This window comes from Clostridium pacaense (assembly GCF_020709765.2).
Lineage (GTDB): Bacteria > Bacillota > Clostridia > Lachnospirales > Lachnospiraceae > Enterocloster > Enterocloster hominis.
Map to the genome: position 1 here is coordinate 1 of NZ_JAJFEB020000222.1, position 236 is coordinate 236.

A 236-nucleotide genomic window follows, 5' to 3' on the forward strand; every position below is an offset into this window, starting at 1 on the left:
ATGTTCGTAGGTGTGGGCGCATCCCGTGTCCGCGACCTGTTTGAGGAGGCCAAGAAGAATTCACCCTGTATTGTGTTCATCGATGAGATTGACGTGGTTGCGCGCCGCAGGGGAACCGGCATGGGCGGCGGCCACGATGAGAGGGAACAGACCCTGAACCAGCTGCTAGTTGAGATGGACGGTTCTGGCGTCAATGAGGGAATCATTGTCATGGCAGCCACCAACCGCGTGGATAT

1 protein-coding gene is annotated in these 236 nt (G+C 57.2%); it reads left to right on the plus strand.

Annotated features, from left to right (window positions below; genetic code table 11):
- The coding region (locus LK536_RS59100; RefSeq protein WP_506092373.1) for an AAA family ATPase at positions 1–236 on the plus strand (236 nt) is incomplete at both ends.